Raw genomic sequence first — 24,498 nt, 5'->3', positions numbered from 1 at the left:
TGTGCTCCTTGCTCAGGATGGAAGGGTGTGTGGAGCGTCGTCGATCCGCGCCCAGTCTATCCCCGGCGTCGGACCGCACCCGGAGACGAGCCGGGGGGATCCGCCCGCGTCAGACGACGAGGGCGAGCGCGATGCCGTCCCATCCCTTGATCCCGACCGTCTGCAGCGCCGTGGCGTCGAAGCGCGGGTCCTCCCCGAGCATCCGCAGCCCCGCGCGCGTGCCGTTCACCTTGGGGTCCGTCGAGTCGTCGCGGACGATCTCGCCGTCGCGGCCGATGTTGTCGAGCACGACAACGGTGCCCGGGTGACCGAGCTTCGCGGCCCAGTCCAGGTACACGGTGTTGGACTCCTTGTCGGCGTCGATGAAGACGAGGTCGAAGGCGCCGGCGAGTGTCGGCAGCACGTCGGCTCCCCGACCGATCCGGATGTCGACGCGGTCCCCCACTCCTGCCGCGTCGATGCTGGCCCGGGCGACGGCGGCGTTGTCCGCCTCCGCCTCGATCGTCACGACCTGTCCCGCCGGTCCGACCGCGCGGGCCATCCAGATCGTCGAGTAGCCGCCGAGGGTGCCGATCTCCAGCACGCGGCGCGCGCCGCTCATCCGCACGAGGAGATTCAGCAGCTTCCCCGCGACCGGGGCGACCTCGATCTCGGGCAGCCCCGCCGCGCGCTGCGCCTCCAACGCCGACGCCAGGGCCGAGTCCGGACCCACGAGCATGTCGGCGAGGAAGGTGTCGGCGCGGGCCCAGGCGGCGGGAGTGGATTCCATGTGCTCAGCCAACCCCCGGCGCCGGCCGGCCGTCAAGCGTCGGCGGGGTGGGCGGTGCGGCGAGCTCCGGCTGTCGGCGGAACTGCCCCGTGAGCACGAGGACGAGGGCCACGACGGCAGCGACGATCCAGCCCGCGACACCGAGCGGTCCGGCGAGGGCGAGGTCGGGCTGCTCGGCGGCGACGATCACGACCAGGCCCGCGGCGGCGTTCAAGGCCCCGTGCGCGACGACCGCCGGCCACAGCGAGCCGGAGCGCAGCCGCAGCCAGCCGAACAGCACCCCCCACGCCACGCAGCCGCCGATCATGAACAGCACGCCGGTGACGTCCGTCCGGCCGAAGTTGTAACCGAGGAGGATGACGGGGCTGTGCCACAGTCCCCAGATCGCCCCGCTGAGCAGGAGCGCCGGCCAGGTGCCGAGCGGACGCAGCGCCGGGAGCAGCCAGCCGCGCCAGCCGAGCTCCTCACCGAAGGCGAGCACGCTGTTCACCAGCGCCCCGACCGGGATCGCGGCGAGCTGCGCGAACACGACCACGCCGACCGGCGGCACCGGTGTCCCCGGGGGAAGAGCCTGGGCGAGCTGATCCGCGAAGGTCGAGAAGGTGAGGTCGAGCCGCACCCACCCGAATGCGGCCGCGAGGAGGACGCCGAGGGCGACGAGCAGCGGCGGCACGAGCCAGGCCGCGACCAGCAGCCCGACGACGCGCTTCGCGGGCCGCAGCGGCCACATCCCGAGGAAGCGCGCCCGACTGCCCTTCTCCGGCACGCCCGTGGTGAGCATGACGACGAGCACCGCGGCCGCGGGTGTGAACATCATCACCGGGAGGAGCGCTCCCGCGAAGGGTTCGGCGAGGCCGTCGCCGAGCCACAGGGGCAGGCAGACGAGAGCCGCGAGCCCGCAGGCCGTGAGGGTGAAGATGAGGACCGCGCGCCAGGGCACGCGGGTCGGCGTCAGAGCGCTCATCGTGCCGTCCTCTCCGTTCCTCCGGAGGGCGCAGGCCCCGCGGATCGGTCCACGTAGGCTTGCAGGAGCGCCGCCGCCTCCTCCGCGCCGTCGATTGTGACGACGAACGGTCCGTGGTCGCGGCGATGCACCTCGATCGCCGACCCCTGGCGCATCACGATCCCGCTGCGGCCGTCCGGAGCGAGACGCCACCCCCAGCCGCCGAACTCGCCGAAGGGCGAAATGCGCACGGCCCTGGCCGACGCGATCTCCGCCACCGGGATGGTCTTTCGAGGCCACCCGATCACGGCACGCGCGTCGATGCCGTCCGGCGTGACGCGCACCCGGAACGAGGCGGTCGCCGCCAGCGCGAACCCGACGACGAGCGCGACCAGACCCGAGACCCAGGCCAGCGGGGTGCCCATGACGAGCATCGTCACGGCGAGCGCCACGAGCCCGAGCAGCACGAGCAAGAGGAAGACGAGGGCACCGGTGGGCATGGTCGTGGTGCCCACCCAGACGACCCGCTCGCCGTCGCCGACCCGCACGTCGTGGCGGGGCTCGAGAGCGGCGCCGGGCACCGACTGCACCCGCGGCTGCGCGAACCACGCCATCGCGCCCACGCCGAGGAGAGCCGCGAAGGCCAGTGCCATCACTCCCGCGATGCCCGGGACCTCACCGGAGGGCGGGAGGTCGCGCTGGATCGCCAGGGAGCCCAGGCAGATCACGCCCGCGAATGCCGACATCCCGGCCGCGGTCGCTCCGAGGAGACGGGCGGTCGCGCCCCAGTGCGCCCCGACGGCGACCAGCGTCGTGACGGTCAGGAGCACCGGGATGCCGAGACCGACGCCGAGGAGCACCCAGAGGTAGGTGGCGGCCGGGCCGGAACCGTCCGCCCCGTCGACGCCCCAGTGGATCGCGACGTCGGTGGGGAACGACGGCAGCCAGGCCGTGAGCACGAGAGCGGAGACCGCGACGATGAGCACCGGGAGGACGAGCGCCACGAGGACGAAGGCCCGTCGTGCGCGGCGCAGGGTGGCCGGAGGGGTGCGGGTGGGGTCAGGCGTCGCCATGGGAGGCCTCCTGGGGGGTCGCGGCGGGGGTGGGAGGTTCGGCATCTGCGCGGTGCGTGCGGACGATCCCGGCGAGGGCCTCGGCGGAGACGCCCAGGGCCGCCGCCCGGCGGATCAGCCCATCGATCTCATGCGAGAGCTCGGCGAGCGGCGCGGCAGAGGCGGCGATCACGGCGCCCCTCCCCCGCCGGAGGTCGACCAGGCCCTCGTCGCGGAGGCGCTGGTAGGCGTGCAGGACGGTGTGCTGATTGATGTCGAGCGCGGCGGCCACGTCGCGGGCGGCCGGCAGACGATCGCCGGGCGCGAGGGCACCGGAGAGGATGTCGGCGCGCACCGAGGCGGCGACCTGGTCGTAGAGCGCGTGCGGGCTGTCGACATCGACGCGGATGAGCATGGCATCTCCCTTCGCTATTTATTCTATGTGAACTAGAATAACTGTGCCAACCCTCCAGACGTCTTCGCGGGAACTCGGCGCATCCTCCACACTGACCTCATGCGCATCACGCCCCGCCGCCTCGCCCTCGGCATGAGCCTCTGGATCCCCAATCTCTGCAGCGGCATCCGCGTCCGCCGGTTCAGCGACGACTGGACCCACGCGACCGTGGAGCTGCACGTGAACCTCCTCACCCGCAACTACGTCAAGACCGCGTTCGGCGGGTCGATGTCGGCGATGACCGACCCGTACTTCTTCATGCTCGTCATGCATCAGCTCGGGCGGGACTACGTCGTGTGGGATACCCGAGGCGAGATCGAGTTCCTCAAGCCGGGGCGCGGGGTGCTGACCGCGGAGTTCGAGGTGACGCGGGAGAAGGCGGAGGAGCTCCGGCAGCGCGCCCACGGCGGCGCGAAGGTGCTCGAGTGGTTCGAGACGGTCATCACCGATCGCGACGGAGACGTCGTGGCGACGGTGCGCCGCGAAGTCTACATCCGCGAGAAGAAGCGCGTCACCGCGTCCCGCGGCTGACGCGTCACCGGCCGTTCACCCCGGCGTGGGACGATGACCGGGTGCCCCTCGCCCGCCGCCTGACGCTGCCGGACGCCGTCGCCATCGGCCTCGGATCGATGATCGGTGCCGGCGTGTTCGCGGTCTGGGGACCGGCCATCGAGGTCGCCGGCAGCGGGATCCTCCTCGCCCTCGCGATCGCCGCCGCTGTCGCCTACGCCAACGCCACCGCGTCCGCGCAGCTCGCGGCCGTGCACCCCGTGGCAGGAGGCACGTACGCCTATGCGCGCGCGGAGATCGGACCGTGGTGGGGCTTCGTCGCCGGCTGGAGCTTCGTGATCGGGAAGATCGCGAGCTGCGCCGCCATGGCCATGACCTTCGCCGCCTACGCCGCTCCGGCGGGGTGGCAGACCCTGATCGCCGTGATCGCCGTTGCCGCCCTCGCGGTCGTGAACTGCCTGGGCGTGACGCGGACCGCGCTGGCGACCCGCATCCTCGTGGCCTGCTCGCTGCTCGGGCTCTCGGTCGTGGTGGCGGTCGGCCTCGGCGCCGCGCCGACCGCCACCCCCGCGCCGCTCCCCGACACGACCGTGTACGGCGTGCTCCAGGGCGCCGGACTGCTGTTCTTCGCCTTCGCCGGTTACGCCCGGATCGCCACCATGGGCGAGGAGGTCGTCGACCCCGCGCGCACGATCCCCCGCGCGATCGTGCTCGCTCTCGGCGGCGCCGTCGTCGTCTACGCGCTCGTCGGCGTCGTGGTGCTCCTCGTCCTCGGTGGCGACGCGCGGGGAGCCGCCGCGCCCCTGGCCGATGTCCTCACCGCGGCCGGCTGGTCGGCGTTCGCCCCCGTGGTGCGGGTCGCCGCGGCCGCCGCCTCCCTCGGCGCTCTGCTCGCCCTGCTCACCGGCATCGGCCGCACGACGCTCGCCATGGCGCGAGAGGGGGACCTCCCCCGGTTCCTTGCCCGCATCGACGAGCGCCATCAGGTGCCGCGCCGCGCCGAGATCATCCTCGCGGTCATCGTGATCGCACTCGTGCTCGTCGGGGATCTCCGCGAGGTGATCGGGTTCTCCTCCTTCGGCGTGCTGCTGTACTACCTCATCGCGAACGCCGCCGCGTTCCGCCAGCACGGCGCGGCCCGACGATACCCCCGGGCACTGCAGGTGGGTGGAGCCCTCGGCTGCCTCGTGCTCGTGAGCACGCTTCCCGCCCTCGCCTCGCTCGTCGGCATGGGCGTCGTGCTGCTCGGGGTCGCCGGACGGGCGCTGCGGGTACGGCGGCAGCAGCAGCGACACGGCTGATCGCCTCAGCCGGAGAGCCTGGCGCGATAGTCCCGCGGCGGCAGGCCGAGGACGGTCGCGAAGTCGCGCGTGAGATGGGCGTGGTCGGCGTACCCCAGCGCGGCGGCGAGCGCCGTCAGGTCCGTCTCCGGCTCCTCGCGGAGACGCTGCGCCGCCTCCTGCAGCCGACGGCGGCGGATGATCGCGCCCGGCGAGAGCCCGACGGTGCGGTGCGTGAGCCGCTGCAGCGTGCGCACCGAGAGCGCGAGTCGGGTCGCCGCTTCCTCCGGCGTCAGCGCCGCCCCCTCCCCCAGCAGCACGTCGAGCATCGCGTTGGCCTGCCGCCCCGCCGCGCCGACCGGGCCCACGCGCTGCGACAGCCACGCGGAGAAGACCGCGACGGCGCGCTCCCGGCGTTCGGGCGCGGTCCGCATCGCCGTCGTCACCGCCGCATGCAGCTCGGGGGCGTCGAAGGAGTGCTCCGCGTCGATCAGGGCCGGAGGGTCGTCGGTGAGAGCAGGGACCGCGGCGGGGCGGAGCAGAGCGCCCACAGCCCACCCCGACCCCCGCAGCTCCCTGGTCGACGCGCGGCTCGTGGCGCCCGAGATCGACACGCCCTCCGGGGCGACGACGAGGTTGACGGCCGGATACGAGACGATCTCCTGCCGGGACACCTCGCCGTCCGGGAGGCTCCACTCCGGGATCCAGAACCAGGAGACGAGCGCGGCGGCGTGTGGGGGCGGGGGCAGCCGATGGAACGAGGGCAGCTGTGCGGGATAGAGCACTCCGCGCGTCCGGTCCACCATGGGCCCAGCGTAGAACGCGCCACCGACACGGCGTCGGCGACGTGTCGCGGATCTTCAAGCGGCGGGTACCCTCGCCCGCCTACCGTGGCCGCATGACCGCACAGACACCTCCGGCCGGTGTGACCGGCGCACACACCACCGACGGCCGCCCGCACAGCGCGACCTCGCTCACCCCCTTCCTCGCGATCCCCGACGCCGCCCGCGCCGTCGAGTTCTACCGGGACGTCTTCGGCGCCCGCGTGGTCGACGTGACGGAGTTCGGCGGTGTCGTCGCGCACGCCGACCTCGACTTCGGGCTTGGACGGCTCCAGCTCGGCGAACCCAGCCCCGAGTACCACCTCGTGCCCGCGCCTTCCGGCGACGACGACTGCTACTCGATGGGCCTCTACGTCCCGGATGTGGACGCCGTGGTCGCGCGCGCCGTCGCGGCGGGGGCGACCGTCCGCGAGGCGCCGTCCCTGTTCGTCTCCGGCGACCGCTACGCCAGCATCCGCGACCCGTTCGGCGTCCGCTGGTCGATCATGACCCGCGTGGAGGACCTCTCCGACGAGGAGAGCGCACGACGGGTCGCGGAGTGGGCGGCCTCGTTCAGCGCGGCGCCGGAGAGTGCCGGGAGCTGAGCGCGACCAGGGCGGCCCGCTCGACGGCCGGCAGCAGCGCCTCCGCGGTGCGGCGGTAGCCGAGGGCGCTCGGGTGGAAGCGGTCGAGGCTGAACATCTCCTCCGGCTCGTCGAAGAACATCGGGCCGACAGCCCGCCGCAGGTCCACCGTCTCCGCTCCTTCCCGGTGCGCGGCCTCCGCCTGCGCCTCCGCCAGCCGTCGGGACAGACCGGAGGCGATGCGGCGCAGCGGCTGCGGCACCGCGCGCAGGGCGCCGAGGTCGGGGCAGGTGCCGACGACGACGCGGGCACCGCGAGCGTGCAGCCGGACGATAGCCGCGCGCAGGTGGCGGGCCGACTCCGCTGCCGGGAGGCGGTGGGTGACGTCATTGCCACCGACCACGATCACGGCGACGTCAGGGCGATAGTCCGCGGGGAGGCGGGAGAGCTGCCCGTCGAGATCCCGCGACTCCGCCCCCACGACCGCGGCGGTGCGCAGCCGCACGGGACGCCCGAGTCGGCGTGCCGTCGCCTTCGCGAGCCGTGCCCCGAGGGTCTCCTTCCGCCGTGCCGCTCCCAGGCCGGCAGCGAGGGAGTCGCCCAGCAGCAGGAGGTCGAGCGGCTCGCCCTCGAGCCCCGGGCGCCAGACACGGTCGGCGTCGAGCGACTGCTCCCCCAGCGGCTTCCCGATGCGCCGGCGTGCGAGGGCGGCCTGCCGGTCGAGGACCGCGCGGGCGCCCAGGACGAGCGCGGCGGCGAGCGCGACCAGGGTCAGCAGAGGCAGACGACGCACGGCGCGATTTCAGCCGACCGCCGTGAACGTCCGGTGAACGCCTCGTCCCGACGGGGGCGACTCAGGCCAGCGTCTTCACCTCGAGCTCGTCGTCGCCGGGACGCACGCTCGCGAAGTGGGTGTAGTCGTCCGCGGCGGAGCGCTCCAGCAGCGCCTTGAGGTTCTTCGTGCGCTGTTCGAGGCGGACCCGCGCGCCCTTCGCGACGAGGGCCGTCTTGTGCGCCACGAGCTCCGCCACGGGGACGGCCGCGTCGTGGACCAGCACGATCGCCTGCGCCGCGGTGGCCGGGTCCGTCGAGACGAGGTCGACCAGGCGCTCGAACCCGAGGGAGAAGCCCACCGCCGGCACGTCCTGCTGGAGGAACCGGCCGATCATGCCGTCGTAGCGTCCTCCACCGCCGAGCGAGTACGTGACGGAGGGGTGCGCGAGCTCGAAGATCGTCCCCGTGTAGTACCCCATGCCGCGGACCAGGAACGGGTCGAACACGAGCGGGATGTCGTCCTGCCCTCGGCCCGCCGCGACGGCCTCGCCGATGCCGACGAGGTGGGCGACGAGCTCGTCTGGCGCGCCGTCCGGGAGCGCCTTGCGGATCTGGCGGTCGCCGAACGGGTGGTACTCGAGCGTCTGCGGGCGACCGAGGAAGGCCTGGAACGCGTCGACCGCGGTCGTCGTGGCCCCGCGCTCGCGGAGCTCGGCGGCCACACCCTCGGGCCCGATCTTGTCGAGCTTGTCGATCGTGATCAGCACCTGCGGGCGCTCGTCCTCGGTGAACCCGAAGTGCCCCAGCATCCACTCCAGCACGCGGCGGTCGTTGATCCGCACGCTCGCGCCCTCCAGCCCCAGGGCGTCGACGGCGTCGAGCGAGGCGGCCAGCAGCTCGGCCTCGGCGCGCGCGGACGCGTCGCCGATGATGTCGATGTCGCACTGCACGAACTGGCGGTAGCGCCCCTTCTGCGGACGCTCGGCCCGCCAGACGGGACCGATCTGGATGGACCGGAAGACGCCGGGGAGCTGTCCCCGGTTGCTCGCGTAGAAGCGGGCGAGGGGCACGGTCAGGTCGTAGCGCAGGCCGAGGTCGGAGAGCTCCGCGGGATCGTCGGCGGCGGCGCGGACGGCCTCCGCATCCAGGCCGCGGCGCAGGATGTTGAACGACAGCTTCTCGTTGTCGCCACCGATGCCGGCATGCAGCCGGTCGTACTCCTCGACCACGGGGGTCTCGATCTCGTCGAATCCGTGCGCGCGATAGCGGTCGCGGATGACGGAGAGCACCCGCTCACGGCGGGCCTTGTCGGCGGGGAGGAAGTCGCGCATGCCGCGCGGCGCGTTCACGGTAGCCACCCGTCCATCTTCCCAGGTCGGCGACGGTGTCCGTGTCGGGTCAACCGGCCTCGGCGGCGCGGACCTCGTCCTCCAGGCGCGTCAGCCGCTCCCGGAGGGCGCGCTCCGCGTCCCAGCCCTCGGCCCGAGCGGTGTCCACGAGGGCGAGGAGCGCATCGCCCAGCTCCTCCTCCGACGACGGGCGCAGGGCGGACGGCTGCGCGGGCACCACGCCGGCACCGGCGGCACGACCCGACATCTTCTGCGCACGCGCGAGGGCGGGCATCGCGCGCGGGATCCCGTCGAGCACGCTGCGGCGCGTGCGCTTCTCCGCCGCCTTCGCCGCGTTCCAGTGCACGAGCACCTCCTCCGGCGTCTCCGCGACCTCGTCGCCGAACACGTGCGGATGCCGCCGCACCATCTTCTCGGTGACCGTGCGGGCGACGTCGTCGATGTCGAACGGGTCGTCCGGATCCTGTGCCGCGATCGCGGCATGGAACAGCACCTGCCACAGCAGATCGCCCAGCTCCTCGCGGAGGTCGGCGCGCGAGCCGTCCTCGACCGCGTCGATCACCTCGTGCGACTCCTCGATGAGGTACGGCACGAGATCACGGTGCGTGATGCGCTGCGACCACACACACCGCTCCCGCACCGCACGCATGGTCTCCGCGGCCGCGCGCAGCGGATCGTCGATGTCCTCGGGGCCTCGCTGCTCGCTGGTCATGCTTCCTCCGGACTCCGGCTCAGGCGGGGATGGGCGCAGCGCGACGGTACCACCGGGCGCGCAGGGTGACGACGATGCCGGAGAGGATCAGCGCGAGGAGCGACCCTACAAGGACGCCGAGGATCGCCTGGTCGCGGATGACCGCGTCGCCCTCGAACGCGAGGTTCGCGAGCAGGAGCGAGACGGTGAATCCGATGCCGCCCAGGGCGCCAGCGGCGAGGATGTCCGCGAAGGGCAGCGCCGGGTCGGCCCCCTTCGGACGGATGCGCATGGCGAGCCAGCCGAACAAGGAGATGCCGATGATCTTCCCCACCGGAAGGGCCACCACGATCGCCCAGAAGGCCGGGGAGAGGGCCGTCGGCGAGACGGCGGGGATGACGACGAAGGCCGCCACGAAGGCGAAGAGCGGCAGGATCGCGCCGTTCACGGTCGGCTCCAGCGCATGCCGGGTGCGTCCGGCGGGCACCGGCGCCATGACGAGGCCGAGCATCACGCCGGCGATGGTCGCGTGGATGCCGGACGAGGCGACGAGGCCCCACGTGACGACGCCGACGACGGCCATCGCGACCGCGACGAGCGTGTGTCCGGTGGCGTGCAGCAGGCGGCTCAGCAGCCAGAACACCGCCACCCCGACGATCGCGAGCCCGAACAGGAGCCACTGCACGTCGTGGGCGAAGAGCACCGCGATGAAGATGATGCCGATGATGTCGTCGAGGATCGCGAGGGCCAGCAGGAACACCCGCACCCGGGACGGGAGTCCGCGTCCGAACATTGCCAGCACGCCGAGCGCGAAGGCGATGTCGGTGGCGGTCGGGATCGGCCACCCGGACGCCGTCGCCGGCCCTCCCGCGATCAGCAGGTACACGAGGATCGGCACGAGCACGCCGCCGGTGGCCGCGATGGCCGGCTGCACGGCCTTCCGCGGGGAGTCGAGCTCGCCGTGGGTGAGCTCGTGCCGCAGCTCGATCGCCACGACGAGGAAGAAGATCGCGAGCAGGCCGTCCGACACCCAGTGCGCGATCGACAGGTCCAGCGCCGTCCCCGGGACGGTGAGGTGCGTCTCCAACAGCCCGGCGATCGCGTCGTGCGTCGGCAGGTTCGCGAAGAGGAGGCCGAGGCCGGCGGCCACGAGCAGGAGGACGGCGGGAAACTGCTGCCCGCGGAGGGGGTTCGCTGTGATGCGCATCCCGTCCATCGTAGGCCGCGGCGTCACACGGTCGTCATGCGTGCAGGACACCCCGATCCGCCCGGCTACTCTCGGAGGGTGACCCCCGATTCCCCCGCTTTCTCCGAGCCGACGCCCACCGAGGCCATCCGCGTGATCGGTCGTTTCGAAGCCGGTCGCGGCATCCCCGATGCCATGCGCTCCGACGTGCGGATGCTGGGCCAGCTCCTCGGCCAGGTGCTCCGCGAGGCCGGCGGCGACGACCTGTTCGAGGACGTCGAGCGCCTGCGCCTCGCGACGATCCAGGCCTACGAGGACCACAGCTCCGACGCGTTCGACCGCGCCGCGGCGATCGCCGACTCCTTCACGATCGCCCGTGCCGACGAGGTCGCCCGCGCGTTCACCTGCTACTTCCACCTCGTGAACCTCGCCGAGGAGCACCAGCGCGTGCGCGTGCTCCGGGAGCGGGCGGGGCAGGCCCCTTCGACAGGCTCAGGGACCCAGGGGGGCTCAGGCCCTTCGACAGGCTCAGGGGCCCAGGCGACGGACACGGTCGCGGGGGCGTACGCCCGGCTGCGCGAGGAGGTCGGCGACGACGAGGCCCGTCGTCGTCTGAACGGCCTGCGCTTCCACCCCGTCTTCACGGCCCACCCGACCGAGGCCCGCCGCCGTGCGGTCTCATCGAGCATCCGCCGGCTCTCCGAGCTACTCACCCAGCACGACGCGGCCAGCGCAGGCGGCTCCGAGGAGCACCGCGCCCGACGCCGGATGCTCGAGGAGATCGACACCCTGTGGCGCACGGCGCCGCTGCGCGCGCAGAAGCCCTCCCCGACCGACGAGGTCCGCACCGTCATGGGCGTCTTCGACGAGACGCTGTTCACCACGGTCCCCCACGTCTACCGCCGGATCGACGACGCCCTCCGCGGCGAGGAGTCCGGCGCCAGCGCCCCGGTCGTCCCGGCGTTCGTGCGGATCGGCTCCTGGGTCGGCGGCGACCGCGACGGCAACCCGTTCGTCACCGCCGCAGTGACCCGCGAAGCGTCGCAGATCGCCTCCGACCACGTGCTCCGCGGCCTCGAGCGGGCGCTCGACCGGATCGGCCGCACCCTCACGCTCGCCGCGGACGACACCCCGCCCAGCGCCGAGGTCACGGCGCTCTGGGAGCGTTTCGCGGCCGCGGAGCCGACGGTCGCCGACGAGCTCGCGGCCCGTTCCCCTGACGAGCCGCACCGCCGGGTCGTCCTCGTCATGGCCCGCCGCGTGGCGGCCACGCGCCGCGGAGACGACGAGGGCTACCCGGGTCCGGAGGAGCTGCTCGCGGAGCTGCGCGCCGTGCAGTCCTCCCTCGTCGCCGCCGGAGCCCGCCGCCACGCGTTCGGCGGCGTGCAGCATCTCATCTGGCAGGTCGAGACCTACGGCTTCCACCTCACGGAGCTGGAGGTGCGCCAGCACTCCCAGGTGCACGCGAAGGCCCTGGCCGAGCTCGAGGCCGGCGGGGCGATCAGCACGCAGACCGAGGAGGTGCTGGAGGTGTTCCGCGCGATCGCGGACATCCAGCGCGACCGGGGTCTCCGCGCCGCGGGTCGCTACGTCGTCTCCTTCACGCAGGCGGCCTCCGACCTCGCGAACGTGTACGAGCTGGCCCGTCATGCGCTCGGCGACGACGCCCCGGTGCTCGACGTCGTGCCGCTGTTCGAGACCTTCGCCGACCTCCAGGCCGCCCCGGGGATCCTCGCGGAGGCCGTCACCTTCCCGGAGTTCCGCGAGCGGATGGCCGCGACCGGCAACCGGCTGGAGGTCATGCTCGGCTACTCCGACTCCTCCAAGGACGTCGGGCCCGTGGCCGCGAACCTCGCGCTGTACACGGCGCAGGAGAAGATCGCCCGCTGGGCCCAGGAATCCGGCATCGAGCTGACTCTCTTCCACGGCCGCGGCGGTGCGCTCGGCCGTGGCGGCGGCCCCGCCAACTCCGCGATCCTCGCGCAGCCCCCGCACTCCGTCGACGGCCGGTTCAAGCTCACCGAGCAGGGCGAGGTCATCTTCGCCCGCTACGGCGAGCCCGCGATCGCGATGCGGCACATCGACCAGGTCGCCGCCGCGACGCTGCTGGCTTCCTCCCCCACGGTCGAGGAGCGCACGAGCCGCGCGGCCGCCCGCTACGCCGACGTCGCCGCGACGATGGACGCCGCCTCCCGCGAGCGGTTCTTCGCGCTCGTCAAGGCCGAGGGCTTCGCCCCGTGGTTCGCGACCGTGACCCCGATGGAGGAGATCGGCCTGCTCGCGCTCGGCTCGCGGCCCGCCCGCCGTGGGCTCTCGGTGGAGTCCCTGGAAGACCTCCGGGCCATCCCCTGGGTGTTCGCGTGGACGCAGGCCCGGATCAACCTCGCCGGCTGGTTCGGACTCGGCACCGCGCTCGAGGCCGTCGGCGACGAGGAGCTGCTCACGGAGGCCTACCGCGAGTGGCCACTCCTGCGCACGATGGTCGACAACGTCGCGATGAGCCTCGCCAAGACCGATGAGCGCATCGCCCGGCAGTACCTCGCCCTCGGCGACCGCGACGACCTCGCCACCTTGGTGCTCGACGAGCTCGCCCTCACGCGGCGCTGGGTCATCCGTCTCACCGGAGGCGAGGGTCTGCTGGAGAACAAGCCCGTGCTGCAGCGGGCGGTGCAGCTGCGCAGCCCGTACGTCGACGCCCTCTCGCTCCTGCAGCTGCGGGCGCTCCGCGCGCTCCGGTCGGCGCCGGAGCAGCCGGAGGGCTCCGGCGCGGACGCCGAGCAGCAGCGCCTGCTCCTCCTCTCCGTCAGCGGGGTCGCCGCCGGCCTGCAGAACACCGGGTGACCCCGGCCGCTCCGCCGTGTGCGCGGAGGCCCTCGTCGCCGACGCTAGAGTGAAACCTCCGCCTCACCCGGCTCTGCTTTCGCGCGCGACACGATCGCCCGCACCCCATCCCCCATCAGAAAGCCCTCCCGCGTGACCGTCACCACCCCCACCGACTTCCACCCGCTCGCCGCCTCCGTGCAGCCCGTCTTCGACACGGTGCTGGCGCGCAGCCCGCACGAGCCGGAGTTCCACCAGGCCGTCCACGAGGTGCTGCACTCCATCGCCCCGGTGCTGGAGCAGCGTCCGGAGTACGTCGACGGCGGGATCCTGGAGCGCCTGGTCGAGCCGGAACGGCAGATCATGTTCCGCGTGCCGTGGGTCGACGACGCCGGGAAGCTGCAGGTCAACCGCGGCTACCGCATCCAGTTCTCCTCCGTGCTCGGTCCGTACAAGGGCGGCCTGCGGTTCCACCCGTCGGTCAACCTGTCGATCATCAAGTTCCTCGGCTTCGAGCAGATCTTCAAGAACGCGCTCACCGGTCAGGGCATCGGCGGCGGCAAGGGCGGCTCCGACTTCGACCCGCACGGCAAGTCCGACGCCGAGGTCATGCGGTTCTGCCAGTCGTTCATGAACGAGCTCTACCGGCACCTCGGCGAGCACACCGACGTCCCTGCAGGAGACATCGGCGTCGGCGGCCGTGAGATCGGCTACCTGTTCGGCCAGTACCGCAAGGTCACCAACCGCCACGAGTCCGGCATGTTCACGGGCAAGGGCACCGGATGGGGCGGCGCCGAGGTGCGGACGGAGGCCACGGGCTACGGCGCGGTGTTCTTCGCGCAGGAGATGCTCGGCGTGCACGGCGACTCCCTCGAGGGCAAGCGCGTCGGCATCTCGGGCTCCGGCAACGTGGCGATCTACGCGATCCAGAAGGCCGCCCAGCTCGGCGCGACCGCGGTGACGGCGTCCGACTCCTCCGGCTACGTCGTCGACGACGCGGGCATCGACCTCGACTTGCTGCGCCAGCTCAAGGAGGTCGAGCGCGCGCGCATCGTCGAGTACGCGAACCGCCGCCCGAGCGCCCGGTTCGTGGAGAGCGGCAGCGTGTGGGAGGTGCCCGTCGACATCGCGGTGCCCTCCGCCACCCAGAACGAGGTCAGCCTCGCCGATGCGGAGGCCCTGATCGCGAACGGGGTGCGCGCCGTGTCCGAGGGCGCCAACATGCCGTGCGTGCCCGAGGCCGTCGAGGCCTTCCAGAAGGCGGGCGTGCTGTTCGCCCCGGGCAAGGCCGCGAACGCCGGCGGTGTCGCGACCTCGGCGCTGGAGATGAGCCAGAACGCCTCGCGGCAGCGCTGGAGCTTCGGCGACAGCGAGAACAAGCTCCGCGAGATCATGGGCGACATCCACCGTGCTGCTTTCGAGGCCGCCGAGCGCCACGGCGTCCCCGGCGACTACGTGGCGGGCGCCAACATCGCCGGCTTCGAGCGCGTCGCCGCGGCGATGCTCGCCCAGGGCGTCATCTGACCCGTTCGAATCGCCTGAATGGTTGCAAATCCGGCCGAGATGCGACCATTCGGGCGATTCGAAGGGTGGGGGTCAGACCTGACGGTCGTCGGCGTGCCGCGCGAGGGAGCTGCCGTAGCGCTCCGTGAGCTGCACCATGAGGTCGGGAGTGTCCCGATCGACGCCGAAGACGTGTCCGGGGAAGTCGAGCTCGGGCTGCGCGGCCGCGATCTCGGCGTCCCGGTCGGGTGAGAGCAGCTGCACTGGATCGCCGACCGCGACCCACCCGATCGGCACCACCGTCCCCGACGGCAGCACGGCCCGGCGATGCACGATGGCGTTGACCCGCACCTCGCACCGATCGCCGACGAGCGCGCCGTTGAAGACCCGGGCTCCGGACGCGAAGAACACCTCCTCGCCGACCGTCGCCCCGGCGATGCTGGCCAGTGTCCCGACGAGGGTGTGCGCCCCGATGTGGACGGCGTTGGCCGCGGTCGCCCTGATCAGCGCGTTCTCCATCACGATGACATGTGCGCCGAGAGTGATCGGGCCGCCCTCCGCGGTGATGACGGCGCCGTGCAGCACCTGGCAGCCCGGGCCGAGCTCCACGTCACCGGAGATGACGGCGGTGGGAGCGACGACGGCGGTGTCGTGGATGCGGGGGCGAGCCCCGAGGTGCTCGTACAACATGCGGCCAGACTAGCCCTCGGCGTCTGCGGCGTGCACGACTTCGGGGATCATCACCACCGGGTCACTCGGGCTTGGCGGGCTCGGGGAAGATGGCGGTGAACAGCTGGTCGACCCAGGCGAGCAGCTCCGCGTCGGGCAGCGGCTCCACGCCCACGCCGACCGCCGCCGGCACCGTGGGCATCGGCACGACCAGGGCCTCCCCGCCGGAGACGAGCTTCGCCTTCGGATACAGCCGCTGCAGCCGGACCTTGATGGAGTCCTCGAGGCGGGCGGGCGCGAGGCGCAGGTTCGAGCCCATGGCCACGACGTCGGTGAGCCCGGCCCTGGCCGCCCGGCGCCGCAGCCGTGCGATCGACACGAGTCCGGTGACCTCCTCCGGCGGCGTGCCGTACCGGTCGACGAGCTCCTCCACCACGAGGTCGATGGCGTCGTCCTTCGCGGTCGCGGCCGAGGCGGCGGAGAGCTTCTGGTACGCCTCGAGCCGGAGGCGTTCGCTGTCGATGTAGTCCTCGGGGATGCGGGCGTCGAGCGGCAGCTCGAGCCGGAGCTCCTGCCCGGTCTCGACCTCCTCGCCGCGGAAGGTCGCGACGGCCTCGCCGATCATGCGCAGATACAGGTCGAAGCCGACCCCCGCGATATGTCCGGCCTGCTCCGCGCCGAGGAGGTTTCCGGCACCGCGCAGCTCGAGGTCCTTGAGGGCGACCTGCATACCGGAGCCGAGGTCGTTGTTGACCGCGATGGTCTGCAGCCGGTCGGCCGCGGTCTCGCTCAGCGGCTTCATGTCGTCGTAGAGGAAGTACGCGTAGGCGCGCTCCCGTCCGCGACCCACGCGTCCGCGGAGCTGGTGGAGCTGGCTCAGCCCGTACTTGTCGGCGCGGTCGATGATGATCGTGTTCGCGTTGGAGATGTCGAGGCCGGTCTCGATGATCGTGGTCGAGACGAGGACGTCGAACTTGCGCTCCCAGAAGTCGTCGACGACCTGCTCCAGCGCGTGCTCCCCCATCTGCCCGTGCGCGACGGCGATCCGCGCCTCGGGGACCAGCTCGGCGAGCTCGGCCGCGACCCGCTGGATCGACTGCACGCGGTTGTGCACGAAGAAGACCTGCCCCTCGCGGAGGATCTCGCGGCGGATGGCGGCGGCGATCTGCTTGTCGCTGCGGGGTCCGACGAACGAGAGGATCGGGTGCCGGTCCTCCGGCGGTGTGGCGAGCGTCGACATCTCGCGGATGCCGGTGACCGCCATCTCCAGCGTTCGCGGGATCGGGGTGGCGCTCATGGCGAGGATGTCGACGTTGGTCTTCATCTTCTTCAGCGCGTCCTTGTGCTCGACGCCGAAGCGCTGCTCCTCATCGATGATCATGAGGCCGAGATCCTTGAACAGCACCTGCTCGGTGAGGATGCGGTGCGTGCCGATCACCATGTCCACCGAACCGTCGAGGAGGCCCTGCAGCGTGAGCCGCGCCTCCTTGTCGGTCTGGAACCGCGACAGCGGCCGCACCTTGACCGGGAACCCGGCGAAGCGCTCCGTGAACGTCTCGAGGTGCTGCTTGACGAGCAGGGTCGTCGGGACGAGCATCGCCACCTGCTTGCCGTCCTGGATGGCCTTGAACGCCGCACGGACGGCGACCTCGGTCTTGCCGAAGCCGACGTCGCCGGAGAGCAGCCGATCCATCGGGATGGGCCGCTCCATGTCGGCCTTGATCTCGTCGATGGTCTGCAGCTGGTCCTGCGTCTCCGCGAACGGGAACGCCTCCTCCAGCTCACGCTGCCAGGGGGTGTCCGGGCCGAAGGCGTATCCCTTGGCGCTCATCCGGGCGGAGTAGAGCTTGACGAGCTCGACGGCGATGTCGCGGACCGCCTTGCGCGCCTTGCCCTTGGCCTGCGCCCAGTCGCTGCCGCCCATCTTCGACAGGGTCGGGGCCTCACCGCCGACGTACTTCGACAGGAGGTCGAGCTGATCGGTGGGGACGAACAGCTTGTCGCCGGGGTAGCCGCGCTTCGACGGCGCGTACTCCAGCACGAGGTAGTCGCGGACGGACTTCGCGGCGTTACGGCCCCCGGTGGAGACCTCGCGCTGGGTCATCTCGACGAACCGGCCGATACCGTGCGTCGCATGCACGACGAAGTCGCCCTGCTTGAGCTGCAGCGGGTCGACGACGTTCTTCCGACGGGAGGCGAGCTTCTTGACGACGCGCTGGTCGCCGCCGATGGTGCGGCCGTAGAACTCGTTGTCGGTGAGGACGGCGAGCTTCGCCTCCGGCACCTGGAAGCCGGCCTCGACGCCGCCCACCGTGAGGGTCGCGACCCCCGGGTCCGGCGCGTCCGCGATGGTCTCGACGACCCGCGCCGCGATGCCGCGGTCGGACAGCACGTCGCGGGCGCGGTCGACGAGGCCGTGTCCGGTCGCGAGCACGACCACCCGCCAGCCGTCGGTGACCTTCGCGTCGACGAAGGCGATGGCGCCGTCGACGTTGCCGTGGAAGGAGGGGATGACCGTGGCCGCCTCGACGCTCTCCGCCGTCACATCGCCGATCCCGAACGGGCTCAGGCGCCACCAGACGCCGCCGCGGTCGCGCACGACCTCCCGGAGTTCCGCGATGGTGAGGAAGTCACCGGCGCCGAGATCGATGGGGGCGGAGGCACCGGAAGTCGCCGCGCTCCAGGCGGCGTCGAGGAACTCGCGGTTCGTCTCGCCGAGGGTGAGGGCGCGGGCGGTCGAGCGCTCCGGGTCGATCACGGCGGTCGCCGTGCCCTCGGGCAGGTACTCGACGAGCGACTTGAGGGGGCCGGCGACCGCGGGCAGCAGCGACTCCATGCCCTCGACCGGGATGCCCTCGGCCATCTTCTCGAGCATGCCGCTGATGGCCGGGAAGCCGCCGATGAGCGCCCTGGCGCGCTCCCGCACCTCGGCGGTGAGCAGGAGCTCGCGGCTGGGCGGGAGGTCGACGCGCGGCACATCGCCGGGGAGGGAACGCTGGTCCGCCACGGAGAACGCCCGGATCTGATCGATCTCGTCGCCGAAGAACTCCACGCGGTACGGGTGCTCCGACGTGGGAGGGAAGACGTCGAGGATGCCGCCGCGGACGGCGAACTCGCCTCGTCGCGACACCATGTCGACGCGGGAGTAGGCCCGTTCGACAAGCTGCTCGGAGACGTGGTCGAGCTCGTTGCCGCGGCTGCCCACGGTCAGCTCGAGCGGCACGATGTCGCCCAGGTTCCCGGCGATGGGCTGGAGCGCGGCGCGCACGGAGGCCACGACCACGAGGGGACGCTCCCCGGACCACTCGGCGACGCGCCGCAGGGTCTGCAGTCGGAGGCCGACCGTGTCCGGGCTCGGGCTGAGGCGCTCGTGCGGCAGCGTCTCCCAGGCGGGGAAGGTGAGCACCTCGGCGTCCGGGACGTACGTCTCCAGGGCCTGCGCGACCGATTCCGCGCGGCGCCCCGTGGGCACCACGGCCAGCAGCGCCGCCGGGTGGCCGGCCGCCGCGCGCTTGGCGAGCAGACCGGCGAGCACGGGCGCGTCGAGCCCGTCGACCAGGCCGAGGTCGGCGTCGGTGTGCGCCCAGGCGAGAGCGTCACGATACAGAGACGCCTCTTCCAAGGCGCGCAGAATCCCCGGAACAGTCACCGGACAAGCCTAATCGCGCCCACGGACACTGCGGTCGGCTTCCCTGCATCCCACCCCTTTCCGTGCCTCCCACCCCGTTACGGACGCGCGGAAGGGGCCGGGGCGAACCGAAGGGGCCGGGTCGAGCGTTTTAGGCTGGACGGATGCTTCCGGTCACCCTCACCACCGCACGACTCGTCCTCCACGCCCCGACGGAGGCGGATGTCGACGCGATCACCGAGGCGTGCCAGGACACGGAGATCGCGCGGTGGACGACGGTGCCCTCCCCCTACTTCCGGCAGGACGCGGAGGACTTCGTCGCCCTCGTCGAGCAGTGGTGGGAGGACGGCTCGCAGACCGTCTGGGGTGTCTACGTCGACGACGTCCTCGTGGGCATGGTCGGGCTCCACCACATCGGGGAGCATCCGGCCGGGGGCCATGCCGAGCTCGGCTACTGGGTCGTCGCCGACGCCCGCGGCCGCGGCTACCTCGTCGAGGCCGCGCGGGCCGTGCTCGATTGGGGCTTCGCGGAGCTCGGCCTCGCCCGCATCCGCTGGCAGGCCGTGGTCGGCAACGTCCCCTCCGCTCGCGCCGCCCGCGCCCTCGGCTTCCGCTTCGAGGGCACCATGCGGCAGGGACTCACCAGCCAGCGCGGACGGGACGACGGCTGGCTCGCCGGGCTGCTGCGCGAGGACGACCGGACGCCGGTCGAGTGGCCGGTGCTCTGACCGCACGTCCCACGCGTGACAGCGTCGGACCCCGGTGACAGGATGGCTGCATGCCTGAGATGCCGGAGGTCGAAGGACTCGTCGCGTTCCTCGGCGAGCGCACCACCGGACGCACGATCACCCGTGCCTCCGTGGCCGCGATCGCCGCGCTGAAGACCTACGACCCGCCGATCTCGGCGCTGGAAGGCGCGGCGATCACCGGGGCGGAGCGCCGCGGCAAGTTCGTGGTGCTGTCCTGCGGCGCCGAGCTGCACCTCGTCTTCCACCTGGCGAAGGCCGGATGGCTGCGCTGGTACGACACCCTGCCGACGACGCTCCTCAAGCCGGGCAAGTCGCCCATCGCGCTGCGGATCGCCCTCGACGACGGCAGCGGCTTCGACTTGACCGAGGCCGGGACGAAGAAGTCGCTGGCCGTGTACGTGGTCCGCGACCCCGCCGAGGTGCCCGGCATCGCGCGGCTCGGCCCCGACCCGCTCGATCCGTCCTTCACTCGCGACGCCTTCGCCGCGCTGCTGGACGACCGTCGGATGCAGATCAAGGGGCTGCTCCGCGACCAGGGCGTGATCGCGGGCATCGGCAACGCCTACTCGGACGAGATCCTGCACGCGGCCCGCATGTCGCCGTATGCGATCGCCGGCACGCTGGACGACGCCGAGATCGACCGCCTGTTCGCGGCGATGCAGGAGACCCTCGCCGAGGCCGTCGCGGCCGCCGCGGGCAAACCTCCGGCTGACCTCAAGGACGCCAAGCGCCGCGGCATGCGGGTGCACGCCCGCCGGGGCGAGGCGTGTCCGGTGTGCGGCGACGAGGTGCGCAGCGTCTTCTTCGCCGACCGCTCCCTGGAGTACTGCCCCACCTGTCAGACCGGCGGCAAGGTGCTCGCCGACCGGCGGCTCTCCCGTCTGCTCAAGTGAGGGGCGGGGAACGGTCCCTGCCACGGAATGAAACGCGTGCAGACGCGTTGAGTACACTCAGAGCAGCAACGTGCTCCGGGGTCGGTGGGAATCCGAACCGGCGGTGACAGTCCGCGAGCGTTCCGAGTGATCGGGATGCCGATCCGGTGGAATTCCGGAACCGACGGTGATGCGAGGGACACCTCGCTAGTCCGGAAGGGAGGCAGCACGAGGCGCAAGCGCGTGCGTCCGTTCCGCCACCCTGCAGCGACCCCGAGGCCGCAGAGAGGACGACGGATGGCAGTGACCGCGACAGAGCGCCGCGCGATGGATCGCGCGCTCGCCCTCGCGACCCGTGGCCCCCGCGGAGTCAATCCGCAGGTGGGCGCCGTGCTCCTCTCCCCCGACGGCGAGGTGCTGGCCGAGGGCTGGCACCGGGGCTCCGGCACTCCGCACGCCGAGGTCGACGCGCTGTCGAAGCTCGCCCCCGGCGCCGCACGCGGCGCGACCGCGGTCGTCACCCTCGAACCGTGCAACCACACCGGTCGCACCGGTCCGTGCGCGCTCGCGCTCATCGAGGCCGGGGTGGCACGGGTCGTCTACGCCCTCGACGACCCGGGTGAGGTCTCCGGCGGCGGCGCGGAGCGGCTACGCGCCGCGGGCGTCAGCGTCGAGTCCGGCGAACGGGCCGCGGAGGCGCGCGCGCTGATCGGCGACTGGCTCTTCGCGGCACGGCGCGGCCGTCCGCACGTCACCGTCAAGTGGGCGCAGAGCCTCGACGGCAGGGCTGCGGCGGACGACGGCACCAGCCAGTGGATCACCGGGCCAGAGGCGCGTGCCGACGTGCACCGGCGACGCGCCGCGGCCGACGCCATCGCGGTCGGCACGGGCACCGTGCTCGCCGACGACCCCGCGCTCACCGCCCGCGCCGGCGACGAGCTCCTTCCGCATCAGCCCGTCCCGGTCGTGATCGGCGCGCGGCCCACCCCTGCGGATGCGGCGGTGCACCGTCATCCGCACACGCCGTTGTTCTTCGACACGCACGACCTGTCGGCGGTCCTCGCCGCGCTGCACGCGCGCGGCATCCAGACACTCTTCGTGGAGGGCGGCCCGACGCTCGCCAGCGCGTTCCTCGCCGCCGGACTCGCGGACCGTGTGCTCGCCTACGTCGCCCCGGTCCTCCTGGGCGGGAGCCGTCTAGCCGTGACCGACATCGGTGTCCGTTCGATCGACCAGGCACGTCGCCTCGTCGTGGACGAGTGGCTACCGCTGGGCGCAGACCTGCTCGCGATCGCGCATCCTGCGCACGCGGACGACCCGGACCACACGGGCCCGGAGAAGGAGGGAAGCCTCTGATGTTCACCGGAATCATCGAGGAGATCGGCGAGATCACCGCCATCGCCGAGGCGGGCGACGGCTGGCGGCTCACGGTCCGCGCCCCGAAGGCGGCCGCCGACGCCGTGCACGGGGAGTCGATCGCGGTCTCCGGCGTCTGCCTGACCGTCGTAGGCTCCACCGCGGAGACCTTCGACGCCGACGTCATGAAGCAGACGCTCGACGTCGCGGCCCTCGGTACGGCGAGCGTCGGGACCAGGGTCAACATCGAGAAGGCGATGCCCGTCGGTGCGCGGCTCGGCGGGCACATCGTGCAGGGCCACGTCGACGGCACCGGTGTCGTGCTCGAGGTGCGCCCGGGCGCGCAGTGGAGCGTGCTCCGCATCAGCCTTCCGGACGACCTCGCGCCGCTCGTCGTCGACAAGGGCTCCATCTCGGTCGACGGCACCTCGCTGACCGTGAGCGCGGTGAGCCCTTCGACCCCTTCGACCCCTTCGACAGACTCAGGGACCCACCCTTCGACAGGCTCAGGAACCCACCCTTCGACAGGCTCAGGGACCCACCCTTCGACAAGCTCAGGGACCCAGGAGGGCTCAGGGACGCGGGGCGGGCACTGGTTCGAGGTGTCGCTCATCCCGGAGACCCTGGCGGCGACCACCCTCGGCACCCACGCGGTCGGCGACCGCGTGAACCTCGAGACCGACATCCTCGCGCGGCACGTCGAGCGCCTGCTCGCGTTCCGCGCCGCACCGGAAGGGGGCTCGCGATGAGCCTGGCAACCATCCCCGAGGCCCTGGAGGCGCTGCGCGCCGGCCGGCCCGTGCTCGTGGCCGACGACGAGAACCGCGAGAACGAGGGGGACGTCGTCCTCTCCGCCGAGCTCGCCACCCCCGAATGGGTGGCGTGGACGGTGCGCTGGTCGTCCGGCTTCATCTGCGCGCCGATGCCCACCGACCTCGCGGACAGCCTCAACCTCCCGCCGATGGTCGCGGCCAGTGAAGACGCCCGCTCCACCGCCTACACCGTGAGCGTCGACGCCGCGGAAGGGGTGACGACGGGGATCAGCGCGAGCGACCGCGCGCACACCCTCAACGTCCTGGCCGATCCGTCCTCGACGGCGACGAGCATCATCCGCCCCGGCCACGTGCTGCCGCTGCGGGCCGTCGACGGCGGTGTGCGCGAGCGCAGCGGTCACACGGAGGCCGCGGTCGAGCTCATGAAGCTCGCCGGCCTCCGGCCGGTCGGCGCGATCGCGGAGGTCGTCGCCGAGGACGGCAGCATGATGCGGCTTCCCGGGCTCCTCGAGCTGGGCGCCCGCGACGGCGTGCCGGTCATCACGATCGAGCAGCTCATCGCGCACCTCAACGAGATCGACCCGGACGGAGCGACGCCGGCTGCCCAGCGCGGACGCCGCGTGAGCCTGCGTGCCGACGCCACCGTGCCCACCGACCACGGCACGTTCCGCTTCCTCGCCTACAAGGACCGCGTCACCGGCACCGACCACATCGCCGTCGTGTCGGGCGAGCCGACCGAGACCGCCCTCGTGCGCGTGCACTCCGAGTGCCTGACCGGCGAGGCGTTCGGCTCCCAGAAATGCGAGTGCGGGCCGCAGCTCGACGCCGCGCTGGACGCGATCGACCGCGAGGGCGGCATCGTCATCTACATGCGCGGGCACGAGGGGCGCGGCATCGGGCTCATCAACAAGCTGCGCGCCTACAGCCTGCAGGAGGACGGCCTGGACACCGTCGACGCGAATCTGGCACTGGGGCTCCCGGCGGACGCCCGCGACTACGCCGCGGCGGCCGGGATCCTCACCGACCTGGGCGTCTCGAAGGTCCGGCTGCTGACCAACAACACCGACAAGGTGAACAAGCTGCGCGAGCTCGGCCTCGACGTCGTCGAGCAGGTGCCGCTGATCGTGGGCGTGGGCCCGAACAACCACCAGTACCTGGAGACCAAGCGCGACCGCATGGGTCACATCATCGGCGAAGCAGAGCTCGCCGAGGCCCTCGCGGCAGGAAAGGACGAGGAATGAGCGGCGCCGGAGCACCGAAGACGGGGAACATCGACGGGCGGGGGCTGGAGGTCGTCGTGATCGCCGGCACCTGGCACGAGGTGATCTCGAACGGCCTGATCGCCGGCGCCCAGCGGGTGCTCGACGAGGCGGGGGCGACGTATCGCCTGGTGCGAGTGCCCGGTTCGTTCGAGCTCGCCGTGGCCGCACAGGCCGCCTTCGCCGGCGGTGCAGACGCGGTGGTCGCTCTCGGGGTCATCATCCGCGGCGGCACGCCGCACTTCGAGTACGTCTCGGCGGCGGCGACCGACGGCCTCACCCGCGTCTCCCTCGATGCCGGCAAGCCGGTCGGGTTCGGGCTGCTCACGCTCGACGACGAGAAGCAGGGGCTGGACCGCGCAGGCCTGGAGGGCTCGAAGGAGGACAAGGGAGCAGAGGCCGCGGACGCCGCGCTGCGCACCGCCCTCGTGATCCGCGAGCTGCGCGGCTGACTCC

At 72.4% G+C, this 24,498-nt stretch carries 22 protein-coding genes and 1 riboswitch; of the genes, 11 read left to right on the top strand and 11 right to left on the bottom strand.

What is annotated here, in order from left to right:
• Positions 1–109: 109 nt before the first annotated feature.
• Genes CJ226_RS02495 through CJ226_RS02480 form a run of 4 tightly spaced genes read right to left on the bottom strand, consistent with a single transcriptional unit; the run spans position 110 to position 3,179 of the window.
• A complete protein-coding gene (locus CJ226_RS02495) occupies positions 110–769 on the bottom strand; it encodes an O-methyltransferase (protein ID WP_102208222.1) in 660 nt (219 codons plus the stop codon).
• 4 nt (positions 770–773) lie between these two features.
• Positions 774–1,733, bottom strand: a complete 960-nt coding sequence (locus tag CJ226_RS02490) for a CPBP family intramembrane glutamic endopeptidase (RefSeq protein ID WP_102208221.1) — start codon at positions 1,731–1,733, stop codon at positions 774–776.
• Complete coding sequence (locus CJ226_RS02485; protein ID WP_102208220.1) at positions 1,730–2,785, bottom strand: hypothetical protein; 1,056 nt, start codon at positions 2,783–2,785, stop codon at positions 1,730–1,732. Before CJ226_RS02485 ends, CJ226_RS02490 begins: the two co-directional genes overlap by 4 nt.
• Positions 2,772–3,179: a GntR family transcriptional regulator gene (locus CJ226_RS02480; protein WP_102208219.1), complete on the bottom strand. Its 408-nt coding sequence runs from the start codon at positions 3,177–3,179 to the stop codon at positions 2,772–2,774. The genes CJ226_RS02485 and CJ226_RS02480 overlap by 14 nt, the downstream gene beginning before the upstream one ends.
• Before the next feature lie 99 nt (positions 3,180–3,278).
• Between CJ226_RS02480 and CJ226_RS02475 the strand changes: the two genes are divergently transcribed.
• Complete coding sequence (locus CJ226_RS02475; RefSeq protein WP_071328137.1) at positions 3,279–3,749, top strand: PaaI family thioesterase; 471 nt, start codon at positions 3,279–3,281, stop codon at positions 3,747–3,749.
• Positions 3,750–3,790: 41 nt separating this feature from the next.
• Positions 3,791–5,029: an APC family permease gene (locus CJ226_RS02470; RefSeq protein ID WP_102208218.1), complete on the top strand. Its 1,239-nt coding sequence runs from the start codon at positions 3,791–3,793 to the stop codon at positions 5,027–5,029.
• Positions 5,030–5,034: 5 nt separating this feature from the next.
• Here the strand turns inward: CJ226_RS02470 and CJ226_RS02465 are convergent, their stop codons facing one another.
• Positions 5,035–5,814, bottom strand: coding sequence for a helix-turn-helix domain-containing protein (locus CJ226_RS02465; RefSeq protein ID WP_102208217.1), 780 nt, complete (start codon positions 5,812–5,814; stop codon positions 5,035–5,037).
• 92 nt (positions 5,815–5,906) lie between these two features.
• Between CJ226_RS02465 and CJ226_RS02460 the strand changes: the two genes are divergently transcribed.
• Complete coding sequence (locus tag CJ226_RS02460; RefSeq protein ID WP_102208216.1) at positions 5,907–6,434, top strand: glyoxalase/bleomycin resistance/extradiol dioxygenase family protein; 528 nt, start codon at positions 5,907–5,909, stop codon at positions 6,432–6,434.
• Here CJ226_RS02460 and CJ226_RS02455 read toward each other — a convergent pair.
• The 4 genes from CJ226_RS02455 to nhaA form a co-directional block, all read right to left on the bottom strand.
• On the bottom strand, positions 6,403–7,206 hold the full coding sequence (locus CJ226_RS02455) for an SGNH/GDSL hydrolase family protein (protein ID WP_257996457.1): 804 nt from the start codon (positions 7,204–7,206) through the stop codon (positions 6,403–6,405). The genes CJ226_RS02460 and CJ226_RS02455 overlap by 32 nt on opposite strands.
• Positions 7,207–7,267: 61 nt before the next feature.
• Positions 7,268–8,518, bottom strand: a complete 1,251-nt coding sequence (hisS, locus tag CJ226_RS02450; RefSeq protein ID WP_219719846.1) for a histidine--tRNA ligase — start codon at positions 8,516–8,518, stop codon at positions 7,268–7,270.
• Positions 8,519–8,585: 67 nt separating this feature from the next.
• Positions 8,586–9,248, bottom strand: a complete 663-nt coding sequence (locus CJ226_RS02445; RefSeq protein WP_102208215.1) for a MazG family protein — start codon at positions 9,246–9,248, stop codon at positions 8,586–8,588.
• A 19-nt stretch (positions 9,249–9,267) separates the two neighbouring features.
• Positions 9,268–10,434, bottom strand: coding sequence for a Na+/H+ antiporter NhaA (gene nhaA / locus CJ226_RS02440; RefSeq protein ID WP_062633510.1), 1,167 nt, complete (start codon positions 10,432–10,434; stop codon positions 9,268–9,270).
• A gap of 174 nt (positions 10,435–10,608) precedes the next feature.
• On the opposite strand from nhaA, the gene CJ226_RS02435 reads away from it, so the two are divergent.
• Both CJ226_RS02435 and gdhA read left to right on the top strand, forming a co-directional pair.
• A complete protein-coding gene (locus CJ226_RS02435) occupies positions 10,609–13,254 on the top strand; it encodes a phosphoenolpyruvate carboxylase (RefSeq protein ID WP_374754509.1) in 2,646 nt (881 codons plus the stop codon).
• A 132-nt stretch (positions 13,255–13,386) separates the two neighbouring features.
• Entirely contained in the window at positions 13,387–14,757 is a 1,371-nt protein-coding gene (gdhA, locus tag CJ226_RS02430; protein ID WP_102208213.1) for an NADP-specific glutamate dehydrogenase, read from the top strand.
• 72 nt (positions 14,758–14,829) lie between these two features.
• Here the strand turns inward: gdhA and CJ226_RS02425 are convergent, their stop codons facing one another.
• A complete protein-coding gene (locus CJ226_RS02425) occupies positions 14,830–15,426 on the bottom strand; it encodes a gamma carbonic anhydrase family protein (protein WP_025103909.1) in 597 nt (198 codons plus the stop codon).
• A gap of 61 nt (positions 15,427–15,487) precedes the next feature.
• The gene (gene mfd / locus CJ226_RS02420) at positions 15,488–19,054 is read right to left on the bottom strand and encodes a transcription-repair coupling factor (RefSeq protein ID WP_180964515.1); all 3,567 of its coding nucleotides are present in this window, start codon (positions 19,052–19,054) and stop codon (positions 15,488–15,490) included.
• 143 nt (positions 19,055–19,197) lie between these two features.
• Here mfd and CJ226_RS02415 point away from each other — a divergent pair, with 143 nt between their 5' ends.
• From CJ226_RS02415 to ribH, 6 genes are all read left to right on the top strand, one after another.
• Positions 19,198–19,761 carry a GNAT family N-acetyltransferase gene (locus tag CJ226_RS02415; protein WP_102208212.1) on the top strand — a complete coding sequence of 188 codons (564 nt, stop codon included), beginning with the start codon at positions 19,198–19,200 and terminating at the stop codon, positions 19,759–19,761.
• Positions 19,762–19,811: 50 nt separating this feature from the next.
• The gene (locus CJ226_RS02410) at positions 19,812–20,675 is read left to right on the top strand and encodes an Fpg/Nei family DNA glycosylase (RefSeq protein ID WP_102208211.1); all 864 of its coding nucleotides are present in this window, start codon (positions 19,812–19,814) and stop codon (positions 20,673–20,675) included.
• Between the two features lie 67 nt (positions 20,676–20,742).
• Positions 20,743–20,887: riboswitch (FMN riboswitch) on the top strand.
• Positions 20,888–20,951: 64 nt separating this feature from the next.
• A complete protein-coding gene (gene ribD / locus CJ226_RS02405) occupies positions 20,952–22,010 on the top strand; it encodes a bifunctional diaminohydroxyphosphoribosylaminopyrimidine deaminase/5-amino-6-(5-phosphoribosylamino)uracil reductase RibD (RefSeq protein ID WP_102208210.1) in 1,059 nt (352 codons plus the stop codon).
• Complete coding sequence (locus CJ226_RS02400) at positions 22,010–22,759, top strand: riboflavin synthase (RefSeq protein ID WP_102208209.1); 750 nt, start codon at positions 22,010–22,012, stop codon at positions 22,757–22,759. The genes ribD and CJ226_RS02400 overlap by 1 nt, the downstream gene beginning before the upstream one ends.
• Entirely contained in the window at positions 22,756–24,024 is a 1,269-nt protein-coding gene (ribA, locus tag CJ226_RS02395; RefSeq protein ID WP_025103904.1) for a GTP cyclohydrolase II, read from the top strand. The genes CJ226_RS02400 and ribA overlap by 4 nt, the downstream gene beginning before the upstream one ends.
• On the top strand, positions 24,021–24,494 hold the full coding sequence (gene ribH / locus CJ226_RS02390) for a 6,7-dimethyl-8-ribityllumazine synthase (protein ID WP_062633494.1): 474 nt from the start codon (positions 24,021–24,023) through the stop codon (positions 24,492–24,494). The genes ribA and ribH overlap by 4 nt, the downstream gene beginning before the upstream one ends.
• The last annotated feature ends 4 nt before the right edge of the window (positions 24,495–24,498 follow it).

The organism is Microbacterium sp. UMB0228 (assembly GCF_002871415.1).
Lineage (GTDB): Bacteria > Actinomycetota > Actinomycetes > Actinomycetales > Microbacteriaceae > Microbacterium.
This window is presented reverse-complemented; position numbering and strand designations above follow the sequence as displayed.

Excerpts from the sequence above, each read along its gene's own strand:
- CJ226_RS02485 (WP_102208220.1), bottom strand. The coding sequence starts at position 2,785 with ATGGCGACGCCTGACCCCACCCGCACCCCTCCGGCCACCCTGCGCCGC.
- hisS (WP_219719846.1), bottom strand. The coding sequence starts at position 8,518 with ATGCGCGACTTCCTCCCCGCCGACAAGGCCCGCCGTGAGCGGGTGCTC.
- ribA (WP_025103904.1), top strand. The coding sequence starts at position 22,756 with ATGAGCCTGGCAACCATCCCCGAGGCCCTGGAGGCGCTGCGCGCCGGC.
- CJ226_RS02465 (WP_102208217.1), bottom strand. The coding sequence starts at position 5,814 with ATGGTGGACCGGACGCGCGGAGTGCTCTATCCCGCACAGCTGCCCTCG.
- CJ226_RS02460 (WP_102208216.1), top strand. The coding sequence starts at position 5,907 with ATGACCGCACAGACACCTCCGGCCGGTGTGACCGGCGCACACACCACC.
- CJ226_RS02495 (WP_102208222.1), bottom strand. The coding sequence starts at position 769 with ATGGAATCCACTCCCGCCGCCTGGGCCCGCGCCGACACCTTCCTCGCC.
- CJ226_RS02425 (WP_025103909.1), bottom strand. The coding sequence starts at position 15,426 with ATGTTGTACGAGCACCTCGGGGCTCGCCCCCGCATCCACGACACCGCC.
- ribH (WP_062633494.1), top strand. The coding sequence starts at position 24,021 with ATGAGCGGCGCCGGAGCACCGAAGACGGGGAACATCGACGGGCGGGGG.
- ribD (WP_102208210.1), top strand. The coding sequence starts at position 20,952 with ATGGCAGTGACCGCGACAGAGCGCCGCGCGATGGATCGCGCGCTCGCC.
- CJ226_RS02435 (WP_374754509.1), top strand. The coding sequence starts at position 10,609 with ATGCGCTCCGACGTGCGGATGCTGGGCCAGCTCCTCGGCCAGGTGCTC.
- CJ226_RS02490 (WP_102208221.1), bottom strand. The coding sequence starts at position 1,733 with ATGAGCGCTCTGACGCCGACCCGCGTGCCCTGGCGCGCGGTCCTCATC.
- CJ226_RS02415 (WP_102208212.1), top strand. The coding sequence starts at position 19,198 with ATGCTTCCGGTCACCCTCACCACCGCACGACTCGTCCTCCACGCCCCG.
- CJ226_RS02410 (WP_102208211.1), top strand. The coding sequence starts at position 19,812 with ATGCCTGAGATGCCGGAGGTCGAAGGACTCGTCGCGTTCCTCGGCGAG.
- nhaA (WP_062633510.1), bottom strand. The coding sequence starts at position 10,434 with ATGCGCATCACAGCGAACCCCCTCCGCGGGCAGCAGTTTCCCGCCGTC.
- CJ226_RS02475 (WP_071328137.1), top strand. The coding sequence starts at position 3,279 with ATGCGCATCACGCCCCGCCGCCTCGCCCTCGGCATGAGCCTCTGGATC.
- CJ226_RS02400 (WP_102208209.1), top strand. The coding sequence starts at position 22,010 with ATGTTCACCGGAATCATCGAGGAGATCGGCGAGATCACCGCCATCGCC.
- CJ226_RS02445 (WP_102208215.1), bottom strand. The coding sequence starts at position 9,248 with ATGACCAGCGAGCAGCGAGGCCCCGAGGACATCGACGATCCGCTGCGC.
- CJ226_RS02480 (WP_102208219.1), bottom strand. The coding sequence starts at position 3,179 with ATGCTCATCCGCGTCGATGTCGACAGCCCGCACGCGCTCTACGACCAG.